Genomic DNA, 22972 nt, shown 5'->3' on the forward strand with positions numbered 1-22972 from the left:
CCCGTTACCGTCGTTGCAGCATCGCCAGCCGGATGAGCGCCCGCTCCACCAGTGCCATCGCAGGCGCCTTCTGCCCGGCAGAGCGCAGCTGCAGGTCGGTGTCGGTCAGGATCTCCAGCGCCATTTCCAGCTTGTGCACGCCCCAGACCTGCGCCTGCCGCATCATCGCATCGCGCTGTTTCCAGTTCATCCGCACGTTTCCCGCCCCGGCAGCGATGGCGTGCAGGGCGCGGAAATGCCGGGTGCCCATGATCACCAGGGTCACCGCATTGGTGCCCTGCGCGTGCAGGCGCGACATCACCGGACCGATCTCGGCGGATTTGCCATCCGCCACCACGGTCAGGATCTCGTCCACCTCCGCCTCGGTCGAGGTCGGCGCGCAAAGCGCCACCTCTTCCGGGGTCAGAGGCGCCTCGTCGCCCAGCTTGTAGAGCGCCACCTTCTCGAGCGTCTGGCGGAAATCGCCGGGATCGAGTTCGCGCGCCAGCGCCGTCAGCGCGTCCATGCCCGGACGTGCCACGTCGCGCAGGCCGGCGCGGGCGAGGTCCGCCTCGATCTCGGCGCGGCTTGGGGGATCGTTGTAGATGCCCGCGGCATAGGCGTTGCGGTGCGCTTCGAACAGCTTTCGCAGCCCGCTGCCGCCCTTGAGCGCACCCGCGGTGACGACGATCTGCGCATCGCCCGGCAGCCAGGCGTCCAGCGCCGCGCCGACGGTCTTGGCCAACCCGTCGGTCGCGTCTTCGACGAAGGCCACGCGCGGCCCGGGAAAGAACCCCTGCGCCTTGACCGCGTCGAGCAGCATCGCCGGATCCTTGCGCAGTTCGGCGCCAGGGATACGCGCCAGCCGCATCTCGGCCTCGCCCTCGGGGCCGATCAGGGCGGCGATCACCTGCTGGCGCTTGAGCGCCACGCGCATCGCATCCTCGCCGTAGATCAGCAGGCCGGTCTTGTCGGGATCGGGCTTGGCGAAATAGCCCGACGCCTCGCGCGCCGAGAGTTTCATGCGGGCAGCTCTGACGACAGCAGCAGCAACTGGTCGACGATCTGGTCGGCCAGAATCACCATCAGCCGCTCTTCGGCATCGCGCGCCCCCGCCAGGGTCGCGACGTTCGATCCGAAGGCGGAATAGCCGGTGAAGGCGACCGCGCGGCGTTCGGAGATCAGCGTGTCGGTCACGGTGTCGCGCAGGCGGTACCGCGCCTCTCCGGTCAGCCGGTACCGCGTGGTGCTGCCCGCGGAGGTCGTGCCGAAGCCGTCCTGTTCGGTGGTGACCTCCACCGACAGCGCAAAGCGGCCCGCGGCGGCACGGCCCAGCCGCTCCTCGATCCGGCGGTTGAGCATGTAGACTTCCTGCGTTTCCGGCGGGGCCAGCATGACCTGGCCCTGCAGCCGTCCGGCGCTGCCCGTCGGCCCGTAGGCCGGGGCAAAGCCGCAGGCGCCGAGCGCCAGGCCGGACAGCAGGAACAGGCGGCGGTCAGATGACGACATTCACGATCCGTCCGGGAACGACGATGAGTTTTTTGGGCTGGGCCCCGTCCAGCGCCTTGATCACAGCATGATGCGCCAGCGCCAGCTTTTCAACCTCGGCAGTGTCCATGTCGCGCGGCACGTCGATCTCGCCACGGCGCTTGCCGTTGACCTGGATCGGCAGGGTCACCGTGTCGTCCACCATCATCGCCTCGTCCGCGACCGGCCAGGCCGCGTTCGCGATGAGCCCCTGACCGCCCAGCAGCGCCCAGATCTCTTCTGCCAGATGCGGCGTCATCGGCGCCATGAGCTGCGCCAGCACCCGCGCCGCCTCGCGCTTGGCCTTGGCCCCGGCATCGGATTTCGCCAGCGTGTTGGTAAAGGCGTAAAGCCGCGCGATCGAGGCGTTGAAGCCGAAGGATTCGATGCCCTGCGTCACGTCGAAGATGGTCTTGTGCATTTCTCGCAAAAGCGCCTCGTCCGACCCTTGCGGCCCGTCCTCGGCACCGGCGATGTCGGACGCGATACGCCAGACCCGGCCCAGGTGCTTGGCCGCGGCCTCGGCCCCGGCGGCGGTCCATTCCACGTCGCGTTCGGGCGGGCTGTCGGAGAGGACGAACCAACGCGCGGTATCGGCGCCGAACTGGCTGATGATCTCGACAGGATCGACGACGTTATTCTTGGATTTCGACATCTTGGCCGAGGGAATTACCTCGACCTCTGCGCCGCCGTCCTTGAGGAACGCCTTGCCGTCGCGCAGTTCCACCGTCTCGGGGTAGTGGTAGACCGGGCGGCCCTCGGCGGTCCGGGTCTGGAAGATCGCATGGGTCACCATGCCTTGCGTGAAGAGCGCATCGAAGGGTTCGATGCTCTTGCCCGGCAGGTTGCCGGTGCGCTGCATCGCGCGGGCGAAGAAGCGCGAATAGAGCAGGTGCAGGATCGCGTGTTCGATGCCTCCGATATACTGGTCCACGTTCATCCAGTACTCGGCCTCGGTCATGTCCACCGGCGTGTCGGACCAGGGCGCGGTGAAGCGGGCGAAATACCACGAGGAATCGACGAAGGTGTCCATCGTGTCGGTCTCGCGCTTGGCCGCTGCCCCGCAGGACGGGCAGGTGCAGTCACGCCAGGTCGGATGCCAGTCGAGCGGATTGCCGGGCCGGTCGAAGGTCACGTCGTCGGGCAGCTTGACCGGCAGGTTTTCCTTCTTTTCCGGCACCACGCCGCAGGTGTCGCAATGAATCACCGGGATCGGGCAGCCCCAGAACCGCTGACGCGACAGGCCCCAATCGCGCAGGCGGAACTTGGTGACACCCTGCCCCACGCCATTGGCTTCGCAGAAGGCGATGGCGGCGTCGATGGCCTGATCGGCGGTCTGCGCCTCCTCGCCGGCAAAGCCGTTGATGTAGCGCACCGTTTCAGGCTTGGGCGGCACATAGGCCGGTCCGCCGTCCTCGGGCAGGATGAACGTGCCTTCCTCGCCCATGGCGGGCGCGTAGACCGAGGTCACGGGTAGTTCGTACTTGCGCGCGAATTCGAGGTCGCGGGCATCGTGCGCCGGGCAGCCGAAGATCGCGCCGGTGCCGTAGTCCATGAGAATGAAATTCGCCACGTAGACCGGCAATTCCCACGCCGTGTCAAAGGGATGGCGCACGCGCAGCCCGGTGTCGTAGCCCTTTTTCTCGGCCTTCTCCATCTCTTCTTCCGAGGTGCCCATCTTGCGGCAGTCGGCGTTGAAGGCCGCGAGCGCCGCGTCGTCCCTTTCCAGGTGCCGGGCCAGCGGATGATCGGGCGAGATGCCAACGAAACTCGCGCCCATCAGCGTGTCGGGCCGGGTCGTGTAAACCTCGATCCGGTCGAACCCGTCGGGCGCGTCGATGGTGGAAAAGGCGAATTGCAGCCCGCGCGACTTGCCGATCCAGTTGGCCTGCATCAGCTTGACCTTGGCCGGCCAGTCGTCGAGCGCGTCGAGCGCATCCAGCAACTCTTCGGAATAGTCGGAGATCTTGAAGAACCACTGGGTGAGTTCCTTGCGCTCCACCACCGCGCCCGACCGCCAGCCGCGGCCGTTCTCGACCTGCTCGTTGGCCAGCACCGTCATGTCGACCGGGTCCCAGTTCACCACCGCATTCTTACGATAGACCAGCCCCTCTTCGAGGAAGTCGAGGAACAGCGCCTGCTGCTGGCCGTAATATTCCGGATCGCAGGTGGCGAATTCGCGGCTCCAGTCGATCGACAGGCCCAGCGGTTTCATCTGCGCGCGCATGTCCGAGATGTTCTGGTAGGTCCATTTGCCCGGATGGATGCCCTGCGCCATGGCGGCGTTCTCTGCCGGCAGACCGAAGGCGTCCCAGCCCATCGGGTGCAGGACGCTGTGGCCGGTGGCCAGCTTGTAGCGTGCGATCACGTCGCCCATCGTGTAGTTGCGTACGTGCCCGATGTGGATGCGGCCCGACGGATAGGGAAACATCTCGAGCACGTAATACTTCGGCTTGTCCTCGGATCGCACCGCCTTGAAGGTCAGGGCGTCGTCCCAGGCCTTTTGCCATTTGGGTTCGATCGATGCGGGATCATAGCGCGACATTTGGGCGTCCTTTGGGTGGCGGGCGGTTCTGCGCTGGTGTGATAGGCCGCGTGCAGCCCAGCGTCCAGATGCAGGGGCGACATTTCCGCCACCGCCGGGCGCGCTGCGGTCTCGATCCCCGCCGCAAAGCTTGGCGAGCCGCGTCCCGCCGTGCCACAAGGCACAAAAAGTCAGCGCGGGTGGCGGTTTCATGAAGATATTGTGCATACATCAGAATTTTCCCGGTCAGTACAAGCACCTGGCCCCAGCGCTGGCCCGGCTGGGACATCAGGTCGTGGCGCTGACGCCGAAGGTGGAAAAACCCACAACCTGGAACGGCGTGCAGGTGATCCCCTACAGGATCAACGGCCGCAGCACGCAGGGCATCCACCCCTGGGTGCTGGATTTCGAAACCAAGGTCCTGCGCGGGTCATGCTGCTATCGGGCCGCCCTGGCCCTGCGCGACCGCGGCTTTGAACCCGACGTGATCCTGGCCCACCACGGTTGGGGAGAGAGCCTGTTTCTCAAGGATGTCTGGCCGAAGGCCCGGCTGGGCCTGTACTGCGAACTCTATCATCTTTCCACCTATCCGATGCTCGACTTCGACCCGGAATTTCCGGCCAAGACGGGCGAGGGCGAAGCGCTGCGCATTCGCCTGAAAAATCTGAACAATCGCCTGCACGAAGAGGTTATGGACGCGGGCATCAGCCCGACGCGGTTCCAGGCCGCGACCTTTCCGGAAAAGTACCAAGATCGCCTCACCGTGGCGCATGACGGCGTCGCCACCGATGTAATCGTTCCCAATCCGGACGCCCGGCTCGAGGTGACGGACGGTAGGGTGCTGACCCGCGACGACGAGGTGGTGACCTTCATCAACCGCAACCTCGAACCCTACCGCGGCTATCACATCTTCATGCGCGCCCTGCCCGACATCCTGCGCCGCCGTCCGAATGCCCAGATTGTCCTGCTAGGGGGCGACGAGGTGAGCTATGGGGCCCGTCCGCCCGAGGGCCAGAGCTGGAAGCAGATCTACATCGACGAGGTGCGCGGCCGGATTTCCGACGCCGACTGGGCGCGGGTGCATTTCCTGGGCCGCGTCCCCTATGCGCGGTTCCTGGCGATGATGCAGGTCAGCCGGGTGCACGTCTACCTGACCTACCCCTTCGTGCTGTCCTGGTCGCTGCTGGAGGCGATGAGCGCGGAATGCGCGATCCTCGCCAGCGACACGGCGCCGGTCAAAGAGGTGCTCGAAGAGGATGTGACCGGGCGGATGGTTGATTTCTTCGACCGGGACGGGCTGGTGGAGCGTCTCTGCGACCTGCTGGACGATGCACCGGCGCGGGCGCGTCTGGGCCGGGCGGCGCGCGATTTCGTCAAGTGCAGCTATGACCTCGAGACGGTCTGTCTGCCGCAGCATCTGGCCTGGGTGGACCGGCTGGCCAAGGCAGAGCCGCGGCCGCCGCAGGACTGAGACGAGGCGGCGGTCTCCGGCTTCAGAATCGGGTGTCTTGCTGGCGCAGCTGGCGGGCGCGGGTCAGGATCGCATCTTCGACCCCGCGCAGCGTGGCCGCATCGACCGGCCCCGACGCCGTATGCAAGGCCAGGTTCAGCGACCGCGCATCGAGCGCCGGGTCCGAAACGTAGATCGTCGCGCGGTAGGCGCGGCCGCCTCCGGGGGGCACGCCGAATCCGGTGCTGATTACGCCGGTAAAGGGGTCGACAGACTGGACCGGCAAAAAGTTCAGAACCTCTAGCGACGCGTTCCAGATGTACTTGTTGACGGCACCGATCTCGTCGGTCGGGCTGCGGGACCGGAAGATGTCGAAGAACGACGACTCCGGCGCGCCGCGTTCGCCGTAGATGATCTCATCGGCGATCTCGCTGGCCGGGCGCGTCTGCACGGGCTGGGCATCGTCGCGACGGAACGCGCCGCATCCCGCGAGCGCCACCAGGGACAGCACAAGGCCTGCACGCAGTCCGATCCGCAGTTTATCCATTCTTCCCGCTCCCGCCGGTCTTTTCACTGCGTTTTGCATACCTGCCAAGCCTGCCGCCGACAAGCCGAACTTGCCCCGCCCCTCGCGGGCGCGCGCAGGGTTCCAAAGCGGCCCGGAACAGCTTGTGGCAAATGCGCATCACTGATCCACTTGTTGCCCGGGCCATTTTGGCTTCCCTTGCAATGACCCGGCCCGCAGGAGCATAGAAGCTTCATCAAGGCCGGACATCCGGATTGGTACGTGCCTTACGAACACATGAGGGAAACAATGAAAAAGATTCTTTTTGCATCCACCGCGCTGGTTGCAACCGCAGGCGTCGCATCCGCTCAGGACCTCGGCGTCGCTCTGACCGGTGGTGCCGAAATGGGTATCTTCGGTGGTGACTTTTACGGCACCAACAACGACGACGCCCAGTTCCTGACCGACCTGGAAGTGCGCTTCACCCTGTCCGGCGAAGCAGACAACGGTCTGACCTTCGGCGCCACCATCGACCTCGACGAAGCCAACGCAAACGGCGTTCACGAGAACGAAGCCCTGCAGGGCGGTGAAGCCGTGTTCGTGAGCTTCGGCGGCGCGACCTTCTCGATGGGTGACGTCGACGGTGCATACGACGCACGCCTGGCCGAAATGGCTCTGGCCGGCGGCTCGCTGCAGGACGACGAAACCACCCACGCCGGTTTCGACGACCAGGACGGCTTCTTCTCGAACACCTTCGTCTCCGGCCTCGACGGCAACGAAGATGGTCAGATCGCACGCTTCGACTACACCTTCGACGCGTTCACCGGCTCGTTCTCGATCGAGCAGGACAACCAGGGCCAGGGTGACGACAACGTCTACGGCGTCGGTTTCTCCTATGACGGCGAACTGGCCGGCATCAACCTCGGCGTTGGCATCGGTTACCAGACCCAGAACGACGTTGCGAACTCCACCGGTATCTCGGTCACCGGCGCGTTCTCCAACGGCCTGTCCGCTGGTGTCCTGTTCACCCAGACCGACTTCGATCCGTCGGGTCTCGAGAACCAGCGTCACTTCGGCATCGGCGTCGGCTACGAAGTCAACGCTCTGTCCATGGGTCTGAACTACGGTAAGTTCAACGACTACCAGGGCATCGACGGTCGCGAAGCATCGGGCTACGGCCTGGCCGTGTCCTACGACCTGGGCGGCGGTCTGGCTGCGCAGCTGGGCTACAGCCACAGCAACATCGACGGCGGCGGTCTCGGAGACGTCGACTTCGACAGCTACTCGCTGGGTCTCAGCATGAGCTTCTAAGTCTTTCACAGACTTCGAGGGAAAGAGCGGGCTTCGGTCCGCTCTTTTCTTTTGGGACGCAGGCTTTTATCACCTCAGGAAAAGGGGGCAGGATGGCCGCGCTTTCCAGACAGCAGATCAAGACGCTTTACGATCAGGCCGTGGCGATGATGCGCGCGGGCCAGATCGCGCCGGCCGCGCAGGCGTTCCGGCAGCTGCTCACCGTCCTGCCAGACCATCCCGAAATCCACGCCAACTTGTCCGAGATCGCTCACAAGCTGGGCCAGCAGCAGACCCGCGCCGATCACCTCGCCCGCGCGCTCGCCGCCCGGCCCGACGATCCGCGCCTCAACGAGGCCGCGACCGAGGCCTTCACCGCGACCGGGGACTATCCCGCCGCTCTGGCAGCCCATGACCGGCTGATCGCCCAGGATCGCGGCAACCTGAAACGCCAGGCCGACAAGGCGGTGACGCTCCAGAACATCGGCGACTTCGATGCCGCCAACGCGCTTTTCCGCAAGCTGATCAAGAAACATCCCAAGACCGGCGCGCTTTACCGCATGTTCATGACCACCGCGCGCATCGACGCGGACGACCCGGTGATGACCGGCATGGACCGCGCCCTGCGCGACCCGAAGCTGCCGACCTCGGACCGCATGCACATCCACTTCGCCCGCGCCCGCGCGCTGGAGCAGCAGAAACGCACCGGCGAGGTCTTCGCCGACCTGCACAAGGCCAACGCGCTGCAACTGGAGCTCTACCCCAAGGACAGCGCCGAGAAGGAGGCGCAGAACGCCGCCCTGCACGCCTTTCAGGACGGCGCCGACCTGACCCCGATCGGCCCGGAACAGCCGGTGCGCAGCCTCTTCGTCACCGGCATGCCGCGCTCCGGCACCACGCTGGTGGAACAGATCCTCGCCAGCCATTCCGACGTGACGGCAGGCGGCGAGATGCCCTATGCCTCGCGCCTGACCGTGAGCCTGTTCGGCAGGAAGTCGGGCTTCATCCCGATGGACGAGGCCGCGGACCAGCAGATCTTCGACTTCGCCAAGGGCTACGTGCAGGCGATCCGCATGCAGACCGGCGCCACCTCAGGCGCCGTCACCGACAAGGCGATTCAGGCGCATCGCATCTACGGCCTGCTGCACCGCGCCCTGCGCGGCGTGCGCTTCATCGTCGTGCATCGCGACCCGCGCGACATCGCGCTGTCCATCTACAAGAACCATTTCCGGCTCGGCACGCACCGCTATGCCAACGACCTGGCCGAGATCGCGGCCGAAATCAAATCCTTCCGCGCAAACATCGCCATGTGGAAGACCCGCCTGCCCGCCGGCGTGCTGTACGAAGTCCGTTACGAGGACCTGGTGGCCGATCCGGACCCGCAGATCCGCGCGCTGATCGACGCCGCCGGCCTGCCGTGGGAGGACCGCTGCCTCGACTTCCACACCGCCAAGAGCACGGTCAAGACGCTCAGCCTGCAACAGGTGCGCCAGCCGATCTACACCGGCTCGGCCCAGGCGTGGAAACGTTATGAGGCCGATCTTGCGCCCTTCATCGACGCCTGGGGAGACACGCCATGGGACTGACCGACATCCAAGACCGCATCGCCAAGGCCGAAAAAGACGCCGACCGCGCCCCCGGCTCGGTGCAGCTTATCGCCGTGTCAAAGGTGCAGCCCAATGACCGGGTCGAAGCGGTGCTGGACCTGGGCCACCGCATCTATGGCGAGAACAAGGTGCAGGAAGCGGCGGGCAAATGGCCCGACTTCCGCGCCCGCTATGACAGGCTGTCGGTGCACCTGATCGGCCCGCTGCAAAGCAACAAGACCCGGCAGGCCATGGGGCTCTTCGACGCGATCCACTCGGTCGACCGCCCCAAGATCGCCAAAGCCATCGCCCGCATCGCCCAGGAAGAGGGGCACTGCCCGGAGCTCTTCATCCAGGTCAACACCGGCGAGGAGGACCAGAAGGCCGGCGTCCTGCCTGCCGATACAGACGCCTTCGTCGCCGAATGCCGCGACCTCGACCTGCCGGTGCGCGGCCTCATGTGCATCCCGCCGGTGGATGAGACCCCGTCGCTGCATTTCGCGCTGCTGGCCAAGCTTGCCGCGCGCAACGGTCTCGACGGCCTGTCGATGGGCATGAGCGCGGATTTCGAAGAAGCCATCGCGCTCGGCGCCACCCACATCCGCGTCGGCTCCGCCATCTTCGGCGAACGCGACTACGGCTGACCGCCGGCGGCCCGCTCCCGACGGCCCCCAGCTTCATCTTGCTAATAAACTTCCGGGGGGTCCGGGGGGCTGGCCCCCCGGCGTGCAAGGTTTGCCGTCCCACGCTCCCCCTGAAACGGAAAAAGCCCCGCACCAATGGTCCGGGGCTCCTCCAATCCGTTCCGCACGAAAGTCAGTGCAGCTTGGCGCTCACCTCGTCGATCGACGCGTCGATCCGCTTGTTCGCCTCGGCATCGGTCATCTGCTTGGCCATGACGTCCTTGGCTGCCTGCACCGCGACGGTGATCGCGCTGTTGCGCACCTCGCGCACGGCTGAGGCTTCGGCAGAGGCGATCTGGTCCTCGGCGGCGGCCATACGGCGCTCCAACGACTTGGCGATATCGGCCTTGGCCTGCTCCGCCGCCAGTTCCGCTTCCTCGCGGGCCTGGGCGACGATGCGGTCGGCCTGCTCCTGCACCTCGCGCTGCTTGCGCTCGTAGGAGGCCAGCAGGGTCTGCGCCTCCTCGCGCAGGGCGCGGGCTTCGCTCAGCTCGTCCTGGATGCCCTGGGCGCGCTTGTCGAGCATCCCGGCCAGCAGGCTGGGCACCTTGAAGTAGACCAGCACCACGAGGAACAGGATGAACGCCAGCGTCACCACGAAATCGGTGTTGGTCAGAGAAAAGAACACGTCGCCCGCGGCAAAGGCCGGGGTGGCCGCGACGAGGGACAGAAGGACGGATCCGGTCAGCTTGTGCATGGGACTATCCTTTCATCCGGTTGGCGACGGCGGGATCCACGTCCTTGGCATCGGCAGAGCCGCCAAGCGCTGCGACCAGAGCCAGTGCCGTCTCCTTGGCGACGGCTTCGACGTTCTCCATGGCCGTGGCCCGGATCTCGTTGATCGCCTTCTCGGATTCCGCGGCCTTGGCGGCGATTTCCGCATCGGCTTTCTTATTGGCCTCGGCCACCTCGGCCTTGATCTCCTCGCGGGTGCGCTGGGAGATCGCCTGCGCCTCGGCGCGGGCATCGGCGAGCGCCTTGTTATAAGCCTCTTCCGCGGCTTCGGCCTGACGCTTGAGGTCTTCGGCCTTGGCGATGTCGTTGCTGATCGTGCCCTGGCGTTCGGCCAGAACGGCGGCGATGCGCGGCAGGGCCACGCGCGACAGCACAAGGTAGATGGCGATCAGCGCCAGAACCAGCCAGAAGATCTGGTTGCCCCAAGTGGCGAAATCCAGCTGCGGCATCCCCGGCGCGCTGCCGGCATCTTGGCTGGCGACGCCGACGGTATCGGCCAGGCCGTCGCCCGCGGCTTGAGTTGTTTCGGTAGCCATGTGGCCGTCCTCCAGGAGTACTTTTCTCTACAACGGGCGGGGCGGTCCGTACCGCCGCCGCCCGCGCGTAAGGATCAGAACCGTGGCTTAGACAGCGAACATCAGCAGCAGGGCGACGAGGAACGAGAAGATCCCCAGCGCTTCTGCGAATGCGATGCCGATGAAGAGCGTCGCGGTCTGACCGGCTGCGGCCGACGGGTTGCGCAGGGCGCCGGACAGGAAGTTGCCGGCCACGTTGCCCACACCGATTGCGGCTGCGCCGGAACCGATTGCTGCCAGACCTGCGCCGATATGTGCGAGTTCGCCTTCCATGAGATGTCTCCTTACGATTGGAAGTTGGATTGTTTGGGTGTGTCTGAGACGGGTCCGGGCGGATCGCCCGGCACCCTTAGTGATGCGGATGCAGCGCGTCCTTGAGGTACACGCAGGTGAGGATCGTGAACACGTAGGCCTGGATGAAGGCCACCAGCACCTCGAGCCCGTACATGGCGGTGATCGCGAGGATCGACACCGGCGAGATCACCGCGATCGCGGCGAAGCCCGCGAAGACCTTGATCACCGCGTGACCGGCCATGATGTTGCCGGCAAGACGGATGGAGTGGCTGACCGGGCGCACGAAATACGAAATGATCTCGATGATCGCCAGCACCGGGCGCAGCGCCAGCGGCGCGCTGCTGACCCAGAAAAGGCCCAGGAAAGACGCGCCGTTCTTGATGAAGCCCAGCACCGTCACGGTGAGGAACACCGCCAGGGCCAGTACCACGGTCACCGCGAAATGCGAGGTCGTGGAGAAAGACATCGGGATAAGCGCGAGGAAGTTGGCGAAGACGATGAACATGAACAGCGTCATGATGTAGGGGAAATACTTCACCCCGTCCTTGCCGGTCACGTCCTCGACCATCTTGTAGACGAAACCGTAGGCGAGTTCGCCGATCGACTGGGTCCGCGACGGCACGATGGCCCGCTTGCCGGTGCCCAGCACCATCAGCGCGATCACCGCCAGCACCGTCAAGGCCAGCCAAAGCGTCGCGTTGGTCACGGTGAACATGTTGATCGCGCCATCGCCGAACAGCGGCTGCACGATGAACTGATCCATCGGGTGGAACACCAGACCGCCTTCTTCACCGCCATGCGCTTCAGTCGCCATGCCTATCCCTCTCGTCCTCTTCGGCCGTCTCTGCGGCCACCTTCTTTTCCTGCATCTCCGCGGCGCTTCGGATCATGGTTTTGACCCCGGCCGCAAAGCCCAGCAACGTGAACACCACCAGGAGCCAGGGCAAGGTGCCGAAGAGCACATCGAGCCCGTATCCGATGGCAAAGCCGATCCCCAGACCGGCCACCAATTCGATCACCATGCGCCAGGCCATCTGGGCCTGCGAATAGTGTTCCTCCTGGTGCGATTTCGGCGGAGCCTTGGCGCTTTTGTACGCCGCGATCCGCGCGTCCAGATCGGCAAGCTGCCGTTTCGGATCGGGATCAGTCACACCTATCGCCCCTTTCGGACCTTCGCCCATGTGCTATGCGGCGGGCCGACGTGAGTCAAGAACCCTGGGGACGCACCAAGATTGCATATAAGTATCTGATATTATGGGATTTCGCATGATGGCAAAACAAGCGCGTCACGCTGCTCGCCCCGTCCGACACGTCAAATACCCGAACCGGGGTTATTCAACTTTCCGGTTGAGTATGCCGAAGGCCCGCAGCAGACGCCCCTGCCGGCAAAAGAAAAGAGGCGCCCGAAAGCGCCTCTTCCAGATACGGGATCGTTGAGGATCCCCGCAGTGTGCCGTTCCGATCAATCTGTGCCGGTGCCGCTCGACCCGTCGTCCAGAGCCGCGGCAACACCCACCGCGAGGATGCCCAGACCGCCGACCACCAGGCCCGGCCCCAGCGCCGGGTTGCCACCTGTCGTGCGCACGACCGTGGCGCCGACGCAGCTGGTGTTGGTGATCTCGACGCGGCGGTTGGCCGGATCGTTCGGACCGCTGGTGCCGGGGCGAGCCGCTTCGCCTCCGCCGGCGACCTGCACGATGTTGGCGCCCTGCAGCGTGCCCGCAACCGACGCGGCACGACGTTCGGACAGCGCCTGGTTCGACGCGGCAGAACCGACGGCGTCGGTATATCCAGTGACGGTCAGCGGTTCACCCGCATTGCGCGACAGGAAATCGTTCAGCGCAGCCTGAGCCGCTGCGTCAAGGGTTGCTTGACCGTTGTTGAAGAACACGACAACGCCGCAGCTGTCCTGAGCGGCGGCGGGGATCGCGGTGCCCGCAAGCATTGCCGCAGCAACAGCAGCGGTCTTGATCTTGGTCAGCATGGAAGGGTCTCCCTAATATTGGGTTAGGCTCTGAAATGAGCCGTGGAATACGTTGGACAACATCTGAACGCACGAATGAGTTCCACAAGTTTATCACAAATCGGCGGTTCGTGGCCGGTTTCCGCCAAGGCCTACGCAAATTACCGCCGAAAGGCTTTGGTTTCGCACCCTGACCCGTGCCCTCGCGATCCTTGTCCTGCCGTTTTTTTCGGCAGAGGCTGAGATGGCTCACCCTTGACCTGACGCGTGCTTTGCCGCCTAACGACAGCGTATGACACGTGACTTGGACATCGTCTTTTCCGCATTGGCGGACCCGACCCGCCGCCGCATCCTGACGATGCTGCTCGAGGACGACATGGCCGTGACCGACGTGGCGGAACCGTTCGAAACCAGTCTTGCGGCCATCTCCAAACATTTGGCCATCCTGGCCCAGGCCAGGCTGATCAGTCAGGAAAAGCGCGGGCGGGTCAAATGGTGCAAGCTGGAGCCCGATGCGCTGCGCGATGCCAGCATCTGGATGCAGGCTTTCGGGCAGTTCGAAGCGCTCGATCTCGATGCGTTCGAGCGCTTCCTTGCCGTCGAATTCCCGTCAGGCCAGCCCCGCCAGTCGCAAGATCACGAGTACGACGACGACGAGGCCGACAAGGTAGATAAGATTACGTAGCATGGTGTCCTCCGCTCCAATGTAGCGTGTCAACTCCGGCCCGTTGTCTTTCGTTCCGCCGCAGGGTCCAACGACGCCGACGCGTCCTCGTCCCGCAACAACAGCAGCAGGGCGACGACGGTCATGGCCACACCGACCAGCACCAGCCCGCGCGGCGCGCCATGGCCCAGCGCCAGTTCCCAGACCAGCACCCAGCTTGGCGTCAGGTAGGTATAGGCCATGACCTTGGCAGAGGGCAGGTTGAGCGACCCGAAGCGCAGCAGCGGCACGGTCAGCGCCGTGGCCGGGATCGCGGTATAGGCCATCGCGATCCAGACGATTGCCGGCAAAGCGGCCCAGTCGGTGCGGATCAGCGACCCGGCGCCGTAGATGAACAGCAGCACCGTTCCGGCCGCGAGAATCCCCGCGTTGAAGATCAGCGCCGGTTCGCCCCGGCTCAGCAGGCGCAGCATCGGGATGTACAGGGCATGCGCAAGGCAGCCCCAGAAATAGATCGTCTCGCCGCGTCCGATCTCGAAGGCGATGGCCGCCGAAAGGTCGGCGCGAAAGATCACCCAAAGTGCGCCGGTCCCGCCGATGCCCAAAGCCAGCGCCATGCGCGGCGTCGTGACCTGCCGTAGCAGCAGCCAGCCGAAGCCGCCTGCGAGGATCGGCGTCAGTGTAAAGACCGCCGCCATGCTGACCGGTTCGGCGGTGCGCAGCCCTTCGAACATGGTGACGAAGTAAAAGACGAAGAGCGCCGCCAGAACGAAATAGCGCCACGGCGCGACAAAGGCCGTGCGCGGGACGGCCCCCGTGGCCCAGGCCGCAATCCCCAGCACGCTCGCCGCGATGAGGAACCGCACCGCGTTCAGGGCTTCGGGCGCGATGAACGGCGCCGCCATTCCGCCGAGGGAAAAGGACCCCGCCACCAGCGCCGAAAAGCAGAGCATCGCCAGATGGCCGCGGACGGCGCCGGTCATGTGTCCTGCCAGTCCGCGATGTGGTCCTTGAGATAGCGCAGCAGCGCCTGCACCTTCGCGGTGCGATGCAGATCGACATGGGTCACCAGCCAGAGGTTGGAGCTCCAGTCCTCGAGCGGCGGCATCACCTCGACCAGGCCGCCCATCGCCGCGGCGTCACGCCGGGCCACAAAGCCGATGCCCGTGCCGGACTGGACCGCGAGATCAAGAACCCGGCTGTCGGTGCTGCGGAACACCACGCAGGAATAGGGGACCGTCTTGTGCAGCCAGCGCTGGAACGGGGCGCGGCTTTCGGGATTGTCATGCCCGACAAAGCGGTGATCGGCGAAATCCTCGGGCGAGTCCGGAAGCCCGAAGCGGTCGACATAGCTTTGCGCGGCATACAGCCCGACCTGCTGCGGGACGAAGGCCTGCACCACGTTATCGGGCTCGTCCGGCTGCGGACCCGCGCGCAGGGCCACGTGTGCTTCGCCGTATTCCAGCCGGAACACCCGGTCGTCGGTCAGGTAGCGCACCACCAGCCCCGGATGCATGGACTGGAACCCCACCAAGGCCGGCACCATGATCGGTGCGAGGCTGACCAGCGAGGTCACCAGCAGATCGCCCGACACATCTGCGCCGCGGCCCTTGATCCGCCCGGCAAGCTGCTGGAACTGGTCGTCGGTGGTCTGCGCCACGCGGGCAAGATCCTGCCCCGCCTCGGTCGCGGTATAGCCGCGGGCATGGCGCTGGAACAGCTTGACCCCCATGCGCGCCTCGAGCGCGTCGATATGGCGGATGACCGTGGCGTGATGCACGCCCAGCACTTCTGCGGCGCCGCTGACCGTGCCCAGCCGCGCCACCTGGAAGGCGGTTCTGATCTCGTCCCAGTTGTCCATGCCTCGACCTCCGCATCATGTGTGCGCTGCGTCACAGTTGCTGTGTATCTGCGGCGATTGAGTGTGGATGTGCAAGGTCCAAGTATCCCACAGGAATTCACGCATCCAAGAGGATCCGACCATGACCAACCACGTTCTGCGCATCGACGCATCCGCCCGCCACGACGACTCCGTGTCCCGCAAACTGGCCGACAAGGTGATCGACAAGCTGTCGCCTGCCACGGTCACCAAGCGCGACCTGTCGACACCGCTGCCGCTGATCGACTCGACCTGGATCGGCGCCAACTTCACCCCGGTGGACGACCGCACGGACGAGCAGAAAGCCACGCTCGCCCTCTCCGACACGCTGATCGCCGAGATCGAGGCCGCCGACACGCTGGTGATCGGCCTGCCGATCTACAATTTCGCCGTGCCCTCCACCTTCAAGGCCTGGGTCGACCTTGTCGCCCGCGCCGGCGTCACCTTCCGCTACACCGAGAACGGCCCCGAAGGCCTGCTGAAAGGCAAGCGCGCGATCCTCGCCGTGGCCTCCGGCGGCACCGAGGTCGGTTCGGATTACGACTTTGCCACCGGCTACGCGCGCCACATGCTGGGTTTCATGGGCATCACCGATGTCTCGGTCGTGGCCGCCGACCGGCTGATGATCGACCCCGACGCCTCGCACAAGACCGCGAACGACCAGATCGAAAACCTGGCCGCCTGATCACGCATCAGCCGGACCCGGGGCGCCCTGATGCGGCCCGGGTCCCGCAAGATCGACGCGGCGCCCGTCCGACGAGACCAACGGCCTTCCGATCCGCGCTTCGTTTCCACACAACAGCCCCCACGCCTGCCGCAACCGCCCGACGTGCATCTACGCTCGGGCTTGACTCGCGTCTGGCGCAGGCCTAAACGCCAACGCAATCCCGGAAGTCTTCACGCTTCCGGTCCCTTGGGCTCGGCCCGGGATCGCCCTCCGTCAGCGCGTTGCGCCCACGGGGGCATTTGTGCATTGCGCCGGTCGTCCCTATCTTCGGGGCAACCGGAAACCGTCGAAGGAGGCCCCGCGGCCCATGTTTGAAAATCTCTCCGAACGCCTCTCCGGCGTCTTCGATCGGCTGACCAAACAGGGCGCGCTGTCCGAGGATGACGTGAAGACCGCCCTGCGCGAGGTCCGCGTCGCCCTGCTCGAGGCCGACGTGTCGCTGCCGGTGGCGCGCGATTTCGTCAAGGCGGTTCAGGACAAGGCGACAGGGCAAGCGGTGACGAAATCGGTCACCCCCGGCCAGCAGGTCGTCAAGATCGTGCATGACGAGCTGATTGCGGTGCTGCAGGGCGAAGGCGAGCCGGGTGCCCTGCGCATCGACAACGCCCCCGCGCCGATCCTGATGGTCGGCCTGCAGGGCGGCGGCAAGACCACGACCACCGCCAAGCTCGCCAAGCGGCTGAAGGACCGCGACAACAAGAAGGTCCTGATGGCCTCGCTCGACGTCAACCGCCCCGCGGCGATGGAGCAGCTGCAGATTCTCGGCACCCAGATCGGCGTCGACACCCTGCCCATCGTCAAGGGCGAAAACCCGGTGCAGATCGCCAAACGCGCCAAGACGCAAGCCTCCCTGGGCGGCTACGACGTCTACATGCTGGACACCGCCGGGCGGCTTTCCATCGACGAAGAGCTGATGGCCCAGGTCGAGGCGGTGCGCGACGTCGCCAATCCGCGCGAGACGCTGCTGGTCGTCGATGGCCTCACCGGCCAGGACGCCGTGCACACGGCGGAAAATTTCGACAGTCGTATTGGCATCACCGGCGTCGTGCTGACCCGGATGGATGGCGACGGCCGCGGCGGCGCGGCGCTTTCGATGCGCGCGGTCACCGGCAAGCCGATCAAGTTCGTGGGCCTTGGCGAAAAGCTCGACGCGCTGGAGACGTTCGAGCCCGACCGCATCGCCGGTCGCATCCTTGGCATGGGCGACATCGTGGCGCTGGTCGAGAAGGCGCAACAGACGATCGAGGCCGAACAGGCCGAGCGCATGATGAAGCGCTTCCAGAAGGGTCAGTTCAACATGAACGACCTGAAGATGCAGCTCGAGCAGATGATGAAGATGGGCGGCATGGAAGGCATGATGTCGATGATGCCGGGCATGGGCAAGATGTCCAAGCAGATGAACGACGCCGGTCTCGACGACAAGATCCTCAACCAGCAGGTCGCGCTGATCAATTCGATGACCAAGCGCGAACGTGCCAATCCCCAGATCCTGCAGGCCAGCCGCAAGAAACGCATCGCCAAGGGTGCCGGCATGGAGGTTTCGGACCTCAACAAGCTGCTCAAGATGCACCGCCAGATGTCCGACATGATGAAGAAGATGGGCAAGATGGGCAAAGGCGGCATGATGAAACAGGCCATGAAGGGCATGTTCGGCAAGGGCGGCCCGTCGCCCGAGGACATGGCCGCGGGCATGGACCCCAAGGCGCTGGAAGCGGCCGCGCGCCAGATGGGCGGCAAGATGCCCGGCATGGGCGGCGGCGCGGGCCTGCCGCCGGGACTGTCGGGCTTTGGCAAGAAGAAGTGATGCGGCTTGGCGCGCATATCCCTGTCTCTGACCGGCCAGCGCGTGCTGCCGCCGGGCCGGCGGCGCGCGTCTCTGCTTCATCTTGCCGGATAAACTCCCGCCGGAGGCATCCCGCCCGCGCCAATGGCGCAACCGCCGAACAGACTGCCCGAGGCCTGTCATGAGCCTCACCAACGCACCCCGGCTCGACACCGAACGCCTGATCCTGCGCGGACCGGAGAAATCCGACGCCCCCGCGATCATGGGCTTTCTCATGGATTCCGAACGCAGCGCAGGCTTCGGCCACATCCCCGGCCGCGGCGATGCATGGCGTTGGTTCGCCATGCTGGTCGGCCACTGGCATTGGCACGGCTACGGCTATTTCGTGATCGAAGACCGCGAGACCGGCGCACCGGCTGGCATCTCGGGCGTCTGGAACCCCGAGACCTGGCCCGAGCCGGAGCTGGGCTGGGTGGTCTTCGACGGTTACGAGGGCCGCGGCATCGCCTTCGAGGCGGCGACCCGCGTCCGGACCTACGCCTACACGGACCTGGGCATGACCACGCTGACCTCGAACATCGTGCCGTCCAACACCCGGTCCAAAGCGCTGGCCACCCGGCTGGGCGCGGTCTACGAGCGGACCTATCACAACGAGAACATGGGCGAGGACGAGCTTTGGCGGCACCCCTCGGCGGCGGCGCTCGGCTTCGGTCGGAGGGCGCAGGCGTGACCATCCCCGTGATCGAGACCCAGAACCTCCGCCTGCGCGGTCCGAAACTTTCGGATTTCGATGCGCTCTGCGCCTATTTCTCCGAACCGCGCAGCGCCTTCAACGGCGGTCCGCTGGACGCCGAAGGCGCGTGGCGGGTCCTGACCTCCGCCGCCGGCGCCTGGCAGTTACGCGGCTACGGGCTCTGGTTCGTGACACCGAAGGACGACGACACCTTCATCGGCTTTGCCGGCGTCTTCCACAACTTCGACTGGCCCGAGCCTGAACTCGGCTACGGCATCGGCGGCGCCCAAGAAGGCAAGGGCGTGGCCTTCGAAGCGGTGACGGCGGCGCGGCAGGCGGCGGCCACGCATTTCGGCCTCACCCGTCTGCCCAGCTTCATCGCGCCGACAAACGCCCGCTCCATCGCGCTCGCCACCCGGCTCGGCGCCATCCGCGAGGATGACATCACCCTGCGCGGCGACACCGCCCGGGTCTACCGCCACCCCGAGGTCGCGCCATGACCGCGCCGGTGGAACAGCACCGCCCCGGCATCGCCGCGCGGCATGCCGCCCGCCTGGGCGGCCAGATCGCGACGCTGGACACGCGGCGGCTGCAACTGCGCGGGCCGCGCATCTACGATTTCGACGCCTTCGCCGGGATCATGTGTTCGGACCGGGCGATCCACATGGACGGCCCGATGACCCGCGACGCGGCCTGGAGCGAGTTCACGCAATACGTGGCGCTCTGGCTGCTGCACGGCCACGGGCTCTGGACCATCGACGCACAGACGCAGCCCTCGGCGGGTTTCGCGCTGCTGGGCATGGAATATGCCGATCCGGAACCCGAACTGGGCCTGTTCCTGACCGCCGAAGCCGAGGGCCAGGGTTATGCCCAAGAGGCGGCCGAAGCCGTCCTGACCTATGCCTTCGAAACGCTGAAATGGGACAGCTGCGCCAGTTACGTGGCGCAGGGCAACAGCCGCTGCATCGCGTTGATGGACCGTCTGGGGGCCTTCCGCGACGAAACGGCCGAAGCCGAACTCGGCCAGGTCGACCTCTGCGTGTTCCGCCACGCCCCGCGCCAGGAGGAGGCCGTAGCATGACGGCCATCCCCGAACTCACCACGCGGCGGCTGGTCCTGCGCGGACCCGAGGCCGCGGATTATCCCGACTTCAAGGCCACGTTCAGCTCGTACCGGTCGCGCTTCATGGGCGGACCGCTCAACGCCTACGAGGCCTGGATGCTCTATGCCGCCGAGATCGGGCATTGGGACATCCGCGGCTTCGGCATGTGGATGATCCACCTCGCCGACACCGGCGAAACCGTCGGCATGGCGGGTGGCTGGTTCCCGGCGAAATGGCCGGAAAGGGAACTGGCCTGGATCATCTGGCCCGACCGCGCCGGTAAGGGCTACGCGCTCGAAGCGATGCACAGGGTGCGCCGCTACGTCTACGAGGTGCTGGGGTGGGAGACGGCGGTCAGCTACATCGACCCCAAGAACCTCGACAGCATCCGCCTGGCCGAACGCCTGGGCGCGAAGAAGGACCACGAGGCCGCGACCGTGGACGGCACCGACGCCTGCTACCGCCACCCGTTGCCGGAAAAGCTGGCGGGAAGCCAGATCGCCCACGGGATCGAGATGGAAATCGCCAATTACATCGACCCGCTTTTCAAGCCGAAGGGGTTTGCCATTGACTGACATGCACACATCCGCCGCCACCTCTTCGGACGCCGCGACCCGCGCAGCAGAGGTTCTGAAAGGCCACCGCGAGTCGATCGACCGTCTGGACGCGATCCTCGTCTTCACCCTGGCCGAGCGGTTCAAGCACACCCAGGCCGTGGGCGTCCTCAAGGCGCAGCACGACCTGCCCCCCTCTGATCCGTCGCGCGAAAGCAAACAGATCGCGCGGCTTCAGGATTTGGCTGTTCAGGCCGATCTCGACCCTGAATTCGCCAAGGCCTTCCTGAATTTCATCATTCAGGAAGTCATCAAGCACCACGAGAAGCACCAATCCTGACGGCACCGACCCGTCATGCGCCATTCTTAAAAGGAGAAACACAATGGCTATCAAAATTCGTCTCGCCCGCGGCGGCTCCAAGAAACGCCCGCACTACTCGATCGTGGCCGCCGACAGCCGCATGCCGCGCGACGGCCGCTTCATCGAGAAGCTGGGCACCTACAACCCGCTGCTGCCCAAGGACAGCGAGGACCGCGTGAAGATGAACCTCGAGCGCGTGCAGTACTGGCTGAGCCAGGGCGCCCAGACCACCGACCGCGTGGCGCGCTTCCTCGAATCCGCAGGCGTCAAGGACAAGGCCGAGCGCAACAACCCCAAGAAGGGCACTCCCGGCAAGGCCGCGCAGGAACGCGCGGAGGCCCGCGCCGCCAAGGCCGCGGCCCCGGCCGAGGAAGACGCTGCCGCGGAATAAGCGGCGGCCCGCCAGTCCGTTTATTGCGCAGCACATCAAAGGGCGCGCGGGGCTTCCTCGCGCGTCTTTTTCGTGGTTGGCTGGGCCTGTGGCGCCGCCCGGACCGCAGCGCTTGTGGCAGGAGGGCACTCGCGCTATTTTGGTCACGCTTCAGTGCAAATGACCGTGGCCAGCTTGCTTGGCGCCACAGGTGATTTATGTGCCAGTAAAGGGAGCGCACTGCTGCGTTATCCCTGAGTGAAGAAGGGTCATCCATGTCGCGCATCGCTGCCGCTTTTGCCGTCACCGCCTCTCTGGTCGCTGCCCCGGTTTTCGCCGCGGGTCCCGACATGACCATGTCCGATCCGGTGATGGTCGCTCCGGCGCCCGCGCCGCAAGGGCCGGCACTGGCGTTTTCCCTGCGTGGCGGTGTGGCGGGCAACCCGGCCTATCTCGGCTCCGACGAATACAGGGCCGGTCCCGACCTCGGTTTCAAATTTCACTACCTGCGCCTGCCCAACGGGTTCGAACTGGGCAATCCCGATCCCTGGGCCGACAACCTGGGCTGGGACGTGCACGGGTCGTTCAATGTCATCGGCGAGCGTGATCCCGACGACTACAACGAGCTGGGCAATCTCGACTCGGTCGACACCGCCGTCGAACTGGGCCTTGGCGTCGGCTACACCGCACCCAACTTCAGCGCCTTCGCGGATGTGCGCCGCGGTTTCGGCGGCCACGAAGGCGTGGTGGCCGAGCTGGGCGCCGACGCGATTCTGCGCCCGTCGGACCGTCTGACGCTGACGATGGGTCCGCGCCTGATGTGGGGCAACGACGAATTCAACGACACCTATTTCGGCGTGCCCGCCTCGCGCGCCACCGCCAACCTGCCCGCCTACGATGCCGACGGCGGACTGGTCAGTGCCGGCGTGGAATTCGGCGCCACCTACCAGCTGAACGACACCTGGGGCCTGGAAAGCGCGCTGACCTACGACCGTCTTACCAACGATGCCGAGGACAGCCCGATCGTGCGCAATGGCTCCGAAGACCAGTGGGGCATCCGCTTCGGCGTGACCCGCGTCATCCGTCTGGGCTTCTGAACCGCGCGACCGGTTGCCCTTGTCGCCCCCGGCTTGCTAAGCAGGGGCGGCAACATCGAGGCGAGGAGCCCCTCTTGAGCGATCTGATCTGTGTCGGCGCCATCGCGGGCGCCTTCGGCGTCCAGGGCGAGGTACGGATCAAGAGCTTTACCGCCGATCCCGAAGCCATCGCCGATTACGCGCCCCTCACTTCCGAGGACGGCAGCCGCAGCTTCGACGTGCAACTGACCCGCGCCATCGCGCAGGGTTTCGCCGCGCGCCTCTCCGGCGTGCGCAGCAAGGAAGAGGCAGACGCTCTCAAGGGCCTGCGGCTGTTCGCGCCGCGCGACCGCCTGCCCGCCCTGCCAGACGACGAATTCTATCATGCCGACCTGATCGGCCTCGCGGTCTTCGACACCGGCGGCAAGCAACTGGGCACGGTCAAGGCGGTTCTGAACCACGGCGCGTCCGATCTGCTCGAGGTGCAGGTGCCCGGCGCCAGCGCCACGGTGCTGGTGCCCTTCACCCTGGCGGTGGTGCCGACGGTCGACCTTGCGTCGGGCCGCATCGTCGCCGACCCGCCCGACGGCCTGTTCGAGGCATGAGCGGCCC

The 22972-nt window shown here is 65.8% G+C and carries 27 protein-coding genes; 15 read left to right on the top strand and 12 right to left on the bottom strand.

What is annotated here, in order from left to right:
- Nucleotides 1-4: 4 nt before the first annotated feature.
- Genes DU478_RS02890 through leuS form a run of 3 tightly spaced genes read right to left on the bottom strand, consistent with a single transcriptional unit; the run spans nt 5 to nt 4051 of the window.
- Nucleotides 5-1003 (bottom strand): DNA polymerase III subunit delta, encoded by a 999-nt coding sequence (locus DU478_RS02890; RefSeq protein WP_114509429.1) that lies wholly within the window; start codon nt 1001-1003, stop codon nt 5-7.
- Nucleotides 1000-1488, bottom strand: a complete 489-nt coding sequence (gene lptE, locus DU478_RS02895; RefSeq protein ID WP_114509430.1) for an LPS assembly lipoprotein LptE — start codon at nt 1486-1488, stop codon at nt 1000-1002. The genes DU478_RS02890 and lptE overlap by 4 nt, the downstream gene beginning before the upstream one ends.
- Complete coding sequence (leuS, locus tag DU478_RS02900) at nt 1475-4051, bottom strand: leucine--tRNA ligase (protein ID WP_114509431.1); 2577 nt, start codon at nt 4049-4051, stop codon at nt 1475-1477. The genes lptE and leuS overlap by 14 nt, the downstream gene beginning before the upstream one ends.
- A gap of 190 nt (nt 4052-4241) precedes the next feature.
- Here leuS and DU478_RS02905 point away from each other — a divergent pair, with 190 nt between their 5' ends.
- Nucleotides 4242-5501 carry a glycosyltransferase gene (locus DU478_RS02905; RefSeq protein ID WP_114509432.1) on the top strand — a complete coding sequence of 420 codons (1260 nt, stop codon included), beginning with the start codon at nt 4242-4244 and terminating at the stop codon, nt 5499-5501.
- A 22-nt stretch (nt 5502-5523) separates the two neighbouring features.
- Here DU478_RS02905 and DU478_RS02910 read toward each other — a convergent pair whose 3' ends face one another.
- Nucleotides 5524-6027, bottom strand: a complete 504-nt coding sequence (locus DU478_RS02910; protein WP_114509433.1) for a DUF3576 domain-containing protein — start codon at nt 6025-6027, stop codon at nt 5524-5526.
- 267 nt (nt 6028-6294) lie between these two features.
- Between DU478_RS02910 and DU478_RS02915 the strand changes: the two genes are divergently transcribed.
- From DU478_RS02915 to DU478_RS02925, 3 genes are all read left to right on the top strand, one after another.
- Nucleotides 6295-7296, top strand: a complete 1002-nt coding sequence (locus tag DU478_RS02915) for a porin (protein ID WP_114509434.1) — start codon at nt 6295-6297, stop codon at nt 7294-7296.
- A gap of 92 nt (nt 7297-7388) precedes the next feature.
- Complete coding sequence (locus tag DU478_RS02920; RefSeq protein ID WP_114509435.1) at nt 7389-8861, top strand: tetratricopeptide repeat-containing sulfotransferase family protein; 1473 nt, start codon at nt 7389-7391, stop codon at nt 8859-8861.
- Nucleotides 8852-9505, top strand: coding sequence for a YggS family pyridoxal phosphate-dependent enzyme (locus tag DU478_RS02925; protein WP_114509436.1), 654 nt, complete (start codon nt 8852-8854; stop codon nt 9503-9505). The genes DU478_RS02920 and DU478_RS02925 overlap by 10 nt, the downstream gene beginning before the upstream one ends.
- A gap of 172 nt (nt 9506-9677) precedes the next feature.
- Here DU478_RS02925 and DU478_RS02930 read toward each other — a convergent pair whose 3' ends face one another.
- The 6 genes from DU478_RS02930 to DU478_RS02955 form a co-directional block, all read right to left on the bottom strand.
- Complete coding sequence (locus DU478_RS02930) at nt 9678-10241, bottom strand: F0F1 ATP synthase subunit B (RefSeq protein ID WP_114509437.1); 564 nt, start codon at nt 10239-10241, stop codon at nt 9678-9680.
- Between the two features lie 4 nt (nt 10242-10245).
- Nucleotides 10246-10815, bottom strand: a complete 570-nt coding sequence (locus DU478_RS02935) for a F0F1 ATP synthase subunit B' (RefSeq protein WP_114509438.1) — start codon at nt 10813-10815, stop codon at nt 10246-10248.
- Nucleotides 10816-10902: 87 nt separating this feature from the next.
- Nucleotides 10903-11127, bottom strand: coding sequence for a F0F1 ATP synthase subunit C (locus DU478_RS02940; protein ID WP_007816449.1), 225 nt, complete (start codon nt 11125-11127; stop codon nt 10903-10905).
- 76 nt (nt 11128-11203) lie between these two features.
- A complete protein-coding gene (locus tag DU478_RS02945) occupies nt 11204-11962 on the bottom strand; it encodes a F0F1 ATP synthase subunit A (RefSeq protein WP_114509439.1) in 759 nt (252 codons plus the stop codon).
- On the bottom strand, nt 11952-12299 hold the full coding sequence (locus tag DU478_RS02950; protein WP_114509440.1) for an AtpZ/AtpI family protein: 348 nt from the start codon (nt 12297-12299) through the stop codon (nt 11952-11954). The genes DU478_RS02945 and DU478_RS02950 overlap by 11 nt, the downstream gene beginning before the upstream one ends.
- 311 nt (nt 12300-12610) lie before the next feature.
- A complete protein-coding gene (locus DU478_RS02955; RefSeq protein ID WP_114509441.1) occupies nt 12611-13132 on the bottom strand; it encodes an OmpA family protein in 522 nt (173 codons plus the stop codon).
- Between the two features lie 271 nt (nt 13133-13403).
- Between DU478_RS02955 and DU478_RS02960 the strand changes: the two genes are divergently transcribed.
- Complete coding sequence (locus DU478_RS02960) at nt 13404-13796, top strand: ArsR/SmtB family transcription factor (protein ID WP_114509442.1); 393 nt, start codon at nt 13404-13406, stop codon at nt 13794-13796.
- 29 nt (nt 13797-13825) lie between these two features.
- On the opposite strand, the gene DU478_RS02965 is transcribed toward DU478_RS02960, so the two are convergent.
- Both DU478_RS02965 and DU478_RS02970 read right to left on the bottom strand, forming a co-directional pair.
- A complete protein-coding gene (locus tag DU478_RS02965; RefSeq protein WP_114509443.1) occupies nt 13826-14758 on the bottom strand; it encodes a DMT family transporter in 933 nt (310 codons plus the stop codon).
- Nucleotides 14755-15636, bottom strand: a complete 882-nt coding sequence (locus DU478_RS02970) for a LysR family transcriptional regulator (RefSeq protein WP_114509444.1) — start codon at nt 15634-15636, stop codon at nt 14755-14757. The genes DU478_RS02965 and DU478_RS02970 overlap by 4 nt, the downstream gene beginning before the upstream one ends.
- Nucleotides 15637-15757: 121 nt before the next feature.
- Between DU478_RS02970 and DU478_RS02975 the strand changes: the two genes are divergently transcribed.
- From DU478_RS02975 to rimM, 10 genes are all read left to right on the top strand, one after another.
- Entirely contained in the window at nt 15758-16339 is a 582-nt protein-coding gene (locus DU478_RS02975; protein ID WP_114509445.1) for an FMN-dependent NADH-azoreductase, read from the top strand.
- A gap of 349 nt (nt 16340-16688) precedes the next feature.
- Nucleotides 16689-18185 (top strand): signal recognition particle protein, encoded by a 1497-nt coding sequence (gene ffh / locus DU478_RS02980; protein WP_114509446.1) that lies wholly within the window; start codon nt 16689-16691, stop codon nt 18183-18185.
- A gap of 160 nt (nt 18186-18345) precedes the next feature.
- On the top strand, nt 18346-18894 hold the full coding sequence (locus DU478_RS02985) for a GNAT family N-acetyltransferase (RefSeq protein ID WP_114509447.1): 549 nt from the start codon (nt 18346-18348) through the stop codon (nt 18892-18894).
- Entirely contained in the window at nt 18891-19397 is a 507-nt protein-coding gene (locus DU478_RS02990; protein WP_114509709.1) for a GNAT family N-acetyltransferase, read from the top strand. Before DU478_RS02985 ends, DU478_RS02990 begins: the two co-directional genes overlap by 4 nt.
- Nucleotides 19394-19978, top strand: a complete 585-nt coding sequence (locus DU478_RS02995) for a GNAT family N-acetyltransferase (RefSeq protein ID WP_114509448.1) — start codon at nt 19394-19396, stop codon at nt 19976-19978. Before DU478_RS02990 ends, DU478_RS02995 begins: the two co-directional genes overlap by 4 nt.
- Nucleotides 19975-20574 carry a GNAT family N-acetyltransferase gene (locus DU478_RS03000; protein WP_114509449.1) on the top strand — a complete coding sequence of 200 codons (600 nt, stop codon included), beginning with the start codon at nt 19975-19977 and terminating at the stop codon, nt 20572-20574. The genes DU478_RS02995 and DU478_RS03000 overlap by 4 nt, the downstream gene beginning before the upstream one ends.
- A 1-nt stretch (nt 20575) precedes the next feature.
- A complete protein-coding gene (locus tag DU478_RS03005; protein ID WP_114509450.1) occupies nt 20576-20893 on the top strand; it encodes a chorismate mutase in 318 nt (105 codons plus the stop codon).
- A gap of 43 nt (nt 20894-20936) precedes the next feature.
- Nucleotides 20937-21305, top strand: a complete 369-nt coding sequence (gene rpsP, locus DU478_RS03010; RefSeq protein WP_114509451.1) for a 30S ribosomal protein S16 — start codon at nt 20937-20939, stop codon at nt 21303-21305.
- Between the two features lie 254 nt (nt 21306-21559).
- Nucleotides 21560-22381 (top strand): MipA/OmpV family protein, encoded by an 822-nt coding sequence (locus tag DU478_RS03015; RefSeq protein WP_114509452.1) that lies wholly within the window; start codon nt 21560-21562, stop codon nt 22379-22381.
- Nucleotides 22382-22455: 74 nt separating this feature from the next.
- The gene (gene rimM / locus DU478_RS03020; RefSeq protein ID WP_114509453.1) at nt 22456-22965 is read left to right on the top strand and encodes a ribosome maturation factor RimM; all 510 of its coding nucleotides are present in this window, start codon (nt 22456-22458) and stop codon (nt 22963-22965) included.
- Nucleotides 22966-22972: the final 7 nt, after the last annotated feature.

This window comes from Thalassococcus profundi (assembly GCF_003344785.1).
GTDB classification, from domain to species: domain Bacteria; phylum Pseudomonadota; class Alphaproteobacteria; order Rhodobacterales; family Rhodobacteraceae; genus Puniceibacterium; species Puniceibacterium profundi.

Excerpts from the sequence above, each read along its gene's own strand:
- DU478_RS02890 (WP_114509429.1), bottom strand. The coding sequence starts at position 1,003 with ATGAAACTCTCGGCGCGCGAGGCGTCGGGCTATTTCGCCAAGCCCGAT.
- lptE (WP_114509430.1), bottom strand. The coding sequence starts at position 1,488 with ATGTCGTCATCTGACCGCCGCCTGTTCCTGCTGTCCGGCCTGGCGCTC.
- leuS (WP_114509431.1), bottom strand. The coding sequence starts at position 4,051 with ATGTCGCGCTATGATCCCGCATCGATCGAACCCAAATGGCAAAAGGCC.
- DU478_RS02905 (WP_114509432.1), top strand. The coding sequence starts at position 4,242 with ATGAAGATATTGTGCATACATCAGAATTTTCCCGGTCAGTACAAGCAC.
- DU478_RS02910 (WP_114509433.1), bottom strand. The coding sequence starts at position 6,027 with ATGGATAAACTGCGGATCGGACTGCGTGCAGGCCTTGTGCTGTCCCTG.
- DU478_RS02915 (WP_114509434.1), top strand. The coding sequence starts at position 6,295 with ATGAAAAAGATTCTTTTTGCATCCACCGCGCTGGTTGCAACCGCAGGC.
- DU478_RS02920 (WP_114509435.1), top strand. The coding sequence starts at position 7,389 with ATGGCCGCGCTTTCCAGACAGCAGATCAAGACGCTTTACGATCAGGCC.
- DU478_RS02925 (WP_114509436.1), top strand. The coding sequence starts at position 8,852 with ATGGGACTGACCGACATCCAAGACCGCATCGCCAAGGCCGAAAAAGAC.
- DU478_RS02930 (WP_114509437.1), bottom strand. The coding sequence starts at position 10,241 with ATGCACAAGCTGACCGGATCCGTCCTTCTGTCCCTCGTCGCGGCCACC.
- DU478_RS02935 (WP_114509438.1), bottom strand. The coding sequence starts at position 10,815 with ATGGCTACCGAAACAACTCAAGCCGCGGGCGACGGCCTGGCCGATACC.
- DU478_RS02940 (WP_007816449.1), bottom strand. The coding sequence starts at position 11,127 with ATGGAAGGCGAACTCGCACATATCGGCGCAGGTCTGGCAGCAATCGGT.
- DU478_RS02945 (WP_114509439.1), bottom strand. The coding sequence starts at position 11,962 with ATGGCGACTGAAGCGCATGGCGGTGAAGAAGGCGGTCTGGTGTTCCAC.
- DU478_RS02955 (WP_114509441.1), bottom strand. The coding sequence starts at position 13,132 with ATGCTGACCAAGATCAAGACCGCTGCTGTTGCTGCGGCAATGCTTGCG.
- DU478_RS02960 (WP_114509442.1), top strand. The coding sequence starts at position 13,404 with ATGACACGTGACTTGGACATCGTCTTTTCCGCATTGGCGGACCCGACC.
- DU478_RS02965 (WP_114509443.1), bottom strand. The coding sequence starts at position 14,758 with ATGACCGGCGCCGTCCGCGGCCATCTGGCGATGCTCTGCTTTTCGGCG.
- DU478_RS02970 (WP_114509444.1), bottom strand. The coding sequence starts at position 15,636 with ATGGACAACTGGGACGAGATCAGAACCGCCTTCCAGGTGGCGCGGCTG.
- DU478_RS02975 (WP_114509445.1), top strand. The coding sequence starts at position 15,758 with ATGACCAACCACGTTCTGCGCATCGACGCATCCGCCCGCCACGACGAC.
- ffh (WP_114509446.1), top strand. The coding sequence starts at position 16,689 with ATGTTTGAAAATCTCTCCGAACGCCTCTCCGGCGTCTTCGATCGGCTG.
- DU478_RS02985 (WP_114509447.1), top strand. The coding sequence starts at position 18,346 with ATGAGCCTCACCAACGCACCCCGGCTCGACACCGAACGCCTGATCCTG.
- DU478_RS02995 (WP_114509448.1), top strand. The coding sequence starts at position 19,394 with ATGACCGCGCCGGTGGAACAGCACCGCCCCGGCATCGCCGCGCGGCAT.
- DU478_RS03000 (WP_114509449.1), top strand. The coding sequence starts at position 19,975 with ATGACGGCCATCCCCGAACTCACCACGCGGCGGCTGGTCCTGCGCGGA.
- DU478_RS03005 (WP_114509450.1), top strand. The coding sequence starts at position 20,576 with ATGCACACATCCGCCGCCACCTCTTCGGACGCCGCGACCCGCGCAGCA.
- rpsP (WP_114509451.1), top strand. The coding sequence starts at position 20,937 with ATGGCTATCAAAATTCGTCTCGCCCGCGGCGGCTCCAAGAAACGCCCG.
- DU478_RS03015 (WP_114509452.1), top strand. The coding sequence starts at position 21,560 with ATGTCGCGCATCGCTGCCGCTTTTGCCGTCACCGCCTCTCTGGTCGCT.